Source organism: Leptospira ainlahdjerensis (genome assembly GCF_016919175.1).
Taxonomy (GTDB): Bacteria; Spirochaetota; Leptospiria; order Leptospirales; family Leptospiraceae; genus Leptospira; species Leptospira ainlahdjerensis.
The window spans coordinates 1-4416 of the sequence record NZ_JAFFPU010000087.1 but is presented as its reverse complement, the minus strand read 5'-3'; the positions used below and the strand labels follow the sequence as shown (position 1 = coordinate 4416).

Annotated in this window: 4 protein-coding genes and 1 pseudogene; all 5 read right to left on the bottom strand. The window is 43.2% G+C overall.

Annotated elements, in window-relative coordinates:
* Positions 1–392 (bottom strand): annotated as a pseudogene (locus JWG45_RS22045) (hypothetical protein); the annotation flags it as partial.
* 369 nt (positions 393–761) lie between these two features.
* Positions 762–971 (bottom strand): hypothetical protein, encoded by a 210-nt coding sequence (locus JWG45_RS22040; protein WP_205281755.1) that lies wholly within the window; start codon positions 969–971, stop codon positions 762–764.
* Between the two features lie 108 nt (positions 972–1079).
* Positions 1080–1622, bottom strand: coding sequence for an SH3 domain-containing protein (locus tag JWG45_RS22035; RefSeq protein ID WP_232380835.1), 543 nt, complete (start codon positions 1620–1622; stop codon positions 1080–1082).
* Between the two features lie 54 nt (positions 1623–1676).
* A complete protein-coding gene (locus JWG45_RS22030; protein ID WP_205281754.1) occupies positions 1677–2267 on the bottom strand; it encodes a hypothetical protein in 591 nt (196 codons plus the stop codon).
* Between the two features lie 67 nt (positions 2268–2334).
* Positions 2335–4416: Hint domain-containing protein (locus JWG45_RS22025; protein ID WP_232380834.1), on the bottom strand; the 2082-nt coding region annotated here is incomplete at its 5' end.

Here is a 4416-nt window from a genome sequence, read left to right as displayed (position 1 = left end):
GTGTTGTAGCTCAGTCCCGCATTGAATCCGCCTTTTGTCAAACCTACATCGATCGTCGCTCCACCGTGTTCTGTGATGCCTAAACTCACAGTCGCTGGTCCGTATCCCACTCCTACAGAAGCTCCGAATCCGCCTTCTTTTGAGTAACTGAGTCCTACCGTAACGGCTCCGCCCGTAAAACTTCTTACCGCCGCTCCGGCTGCTCCACCGACCGCTCCTACTACAGCTCCTTGCAATCCGCCTCCGGCCGCTCCGGTTGCCGCTCCGATTCCTGCGTTAACTGCCATCGCGATCGCAAGACTCGCTCCTCCCGTAAACGGTGCAGCTACGACTGCGATCACGCTCGTCGCCATCTGGAACTCTTTTGTTTGATAGAATTGTTCCTTGGGCTTTTAAAGGGCGTGCCCCTTCGGGTCGCGCTCTCCGCTTCAATCTGCAACGCACCATTCGATATTCAGAATATTCGGATATCTTTGTGTTCCTTGCACGCCTTCCGTTTGAATCGGAACGGTGCATCGCAGGATTTACGCTTCGATCGCTCACGCGGGGAAATGGAGGATTTTACGTTCAGAACATCGCTTCCCACAGCCTATGAAGTTTGATTTAATTTTTGATAAAAGGATAGTTGGGAGAGAAAATAAAGGAGGGCTTGAAAGTCGAGAGGATCAACTCTTCAATGTATTGAAGAGTTGAATCAAAGGCCGATTTTGTCAATGGAAAAGGGGTGTCTGAGTTTTTTTGTTTCAATGATCGTTTGTGTTTTACTTTGGAAGATATGGAAGAACTTCCTTAATCCGTTCTAAGTCCTCCGGAAGCATTTTAACTTTCACAAGGCTTTCCTTTTCAGGATCAAAGTAAACACAGCTTACTTCCGGGTTCCAAGCTACCTCGACATACATCTTTTGGCCGCTTCTCTTGTCTCTTACTGCCTCGCCTAACACGTATCCTTTTTTGATTGTGGTCTCTTCCATTGATCTTTTACCAGTTTGAAAAATCTATCTTTGCTTTTCTTGAGGCTTAACAGAGAAGGTGTATCCCCAACTCAGTTCATTCGTATATTTCAATAAATCTAACAAAATTTAGTAATCACAAGAAGTAAGTGAATTTGGGCAATGGCGCATCGCGCTAACCCATCCAAGAGTATTTCTATAATTAATTTTGATCCAATTGCCGCTACATTCAACTATATTTACAGAATACATACTTTCATCTTTAAATACCGAAACCACTTTAGAATTTGTGTTAGGGGATTCATAAATATTTCCTGTACTAGAAATTAAATAGGTAACCACATGCTTTCCACTAATCCAGGCTTCCTTCTTATTATAATCCCTTTTCACCATTCCTTCTTCTTCAGAATGTTTCCATTTAAGCATTAGTCCTTCATCTTGATATTGAGGCATATAAGTTGCTTCGGTAATTTTAAACCAGCCCTCTTTATAACCAGATAGAGTTATCATTGAATCATTAGGAATTGCATCGATTATTTTTCCTTTTATAGAATCTCTTACGTTTAAACCATTTTTATCCTTTTCAATTACAACTCCGCCGGCTTCACACTTCGGAAATTCAGAAGCACAGGCCAATATTGGTAAAAAAAGAAATATTAAAGATAATCTCATAATGCCTCTTGTTAAGAAATGAAGTGTATTGCGATTTACTATTGCATTTTAGGCTCAACTGTCAAAAGGCAAGATCTCCGATACACAAAGTTTACCGGTTTCCTTCCGGAATGCGTCTTGGATGTAGATCTCGATCAGGAAGTGTTTTACCGAATTTCCGTATGGTGCGGAACCTGATACATTGATATTGTTGTCTGCATAAAGAGGTATTTCATCAATGCCGTCAGAATTAAACTCTTTCTCATCATCTTCTCGCAATACTTCCGTTTTCCCGACTTTGGACACCACCTTTGTAATGACTTGCATCTTTTTGATTCGAGCGTATTTCAAATCAAACTTTTCTCCTAAATCGGAACAAGCGAGAATTCTCCAATGCACATTGTACAAATAACCTGGAGGTGTCTTGATTACGATCGTCGGTTTGTTTCCCGACGAAATTGGAAATTCTACGTACGTCTTAGAAGAACGATCAAACAATTTTTTTTGATCTTCCGCTTTCAAGCCTACAACTTCCGGAATGACGATTTTCTTTTTTTCTTCCAGATGGCTCTTGTAGCTTGAATCAATATATCCTTGCAAAGAATCATCAAAAGATTCCGCAAACAAAAGTCCAAATGTAAGAAAGAACAAAATTAAAATTCTCATATATATACGAACTCCTTTGTAAAAATAAATTGCCTTCCTTCAAGAAGAAGGAAGGCAATCCCCAAAATCAACGATTAAACTGAACGCTGTAATCTTGGTACTGCGGTTTTTTCTTCAAATAATTTTGCAATTCAGCCTGCAAGTATTCTTCTTTTGCATTTGTTTTCAAATCATTCAGTTGGTTCATCAACCCTTTGTCGTAATCCGAGGAGTTAATCACAGAATATCCAAACTTAGGATTGTCTTTGAATAACGTCTCCATACTGTTAAAAGCTCCGTGTTGACCTGCCATTTTGTTGAGTCCAGAGGTAACAAACACTTCATTCTGTCCGGTTTGAGCGTTGTAAAAGTAACTCTGATTCGGAACCTGACAACCTTGAGAAATTCCACCAACTTTTCCAGGAACGTAATCCACAATCAGTGTTTTAGTATTCTTATCTCGTATTATATTAACTGTATCAGTCCCACCTTGGTGGATGAAGACCTCGGTCATTTTCTTCAAGTTCTCCATGGATCTTTCCGCCGCACTGTGGTTTCCGTCTGCGTTTGCGTCTCTCGCTCCCGGAACAGTTCCATCTGCCATTCCCGCTAAATACGCGTGCTTCCAAACCCCGGCTGTTTTGTCCACTCCTACCATATTGAAATGTCCCGTCGATATCTCTCCAACTCCTCCAAGTGCTGCACTGCTCGGAGTTCCTTTTTCGGCGTTCCCTGCATAACTTTTTTGTCCGGGTTGTGTAGAAGCAAAATGCACCGATTCCAACTGCCCTTTGTTAATCGCTAACATAAAGTCGTTGTGAGTCGCATTTTGAGAATCTACCGGAACTCTGATTCCAACCATATTCAATCCGTTGTCGTTCCAGCCGTATCCTTTCGTTAAGGCAAGTCCCTTAGAATATGCAACCAAATCTCCGTTAGCCGCTCCTTGCACCATCAACGCTTGCCCTTCCGCATGTTTCTTCGGATCCATAGTTGCCGGATTGATTTCAACCCATTCGGTTTGTCCTTTTTTAGTCTGTTTTTGATACAACTTTCCATTCGAATCTTCTAATATATCCCCCGTCGCCTTACCGCCGCCGGTTCCGGCCACTATTTTCACCGGACCGGAATTCAGTGAAGCATTCGTATTAAATCCGTTTCCACTCACTAAGTTTGTGAAACGTTCTCCGAGACCAGAAAAGAAACCAGGTTTCTCACCCGCACCAATCTTCTCTTGCAACATCTTAATACTGTCGTTGTGAACAAGGATACAGGTCTCTCCAACATAGTAGGTATGATAATCTTCGACCTCGAAGTTAAACACTGGGATTTTCTCTTTGTGTGTTTCTTTTACGATCGAGTGAATAGAAACCTTCTCTCCTGCTTTGTCCAAGAAAATGTCTTTCGTGGTAAGTTCGCCTGCGAGAACAAAGCCTCTGTTCTCGGTAAAGAATCTGTGTCCGGCTGTCGTTCTTACCTCTTCACCCTCTCCAAAGTTGATATTGAGAAGTTCCGTATTCTCGTTTCTGAACAAACGAACCACTCGTTTCAAGCTCTGGTCTTTTGTTTCTGGATTAAAAGCCAAGACTTCATCTCCGGTCTGAACCGTTTCAATCGGGATCAATCCTTTACTTGTGAGGACAAGGGTTCCGGCGACAAAACAGAGGCTGCCTACTTCATTGCCGCCAAACACATTCCCTAACGCTTCACCAGCCTTGCTCAGAACATGGTCGAGGATGTTTTCCTCCTCTCTTCTGTATCCTGCACCAGCCAAAGTCGCCGCGCCTTGTTCAGCGTTGTTCCTACTCTGAGCGGATTTAGAACGTTCTGCTTCCTGCATGTCCGCGTCTTCTTTCGCCTTTCCCGAAACAAAGTCAGCCTTCCACTTGTCGTTTAGAAAGTTCGTATTCGCTTGAAAACCACCGGACTGACTCCAGGTTCCTGCGTTCACGCCACCCGCTGCTGTAAGAGACGCGGATACTCCGTCTCTTTGATTCCAATTTAAGCTTCCTCCAGTTCCTTTCATCTGGTTTGCAAGCGAGTTCTTGGGTTGGTTCTTGTCTCCGGGAGCTTCGTAGCCGATGTTTCCTCCGACTCCACCTTTCTCACTCCAGCTCAGTCCTGCGTTCACTCCGCTGCTGAAACTTTTGCTCAAGCTCGCTCCGAAGCC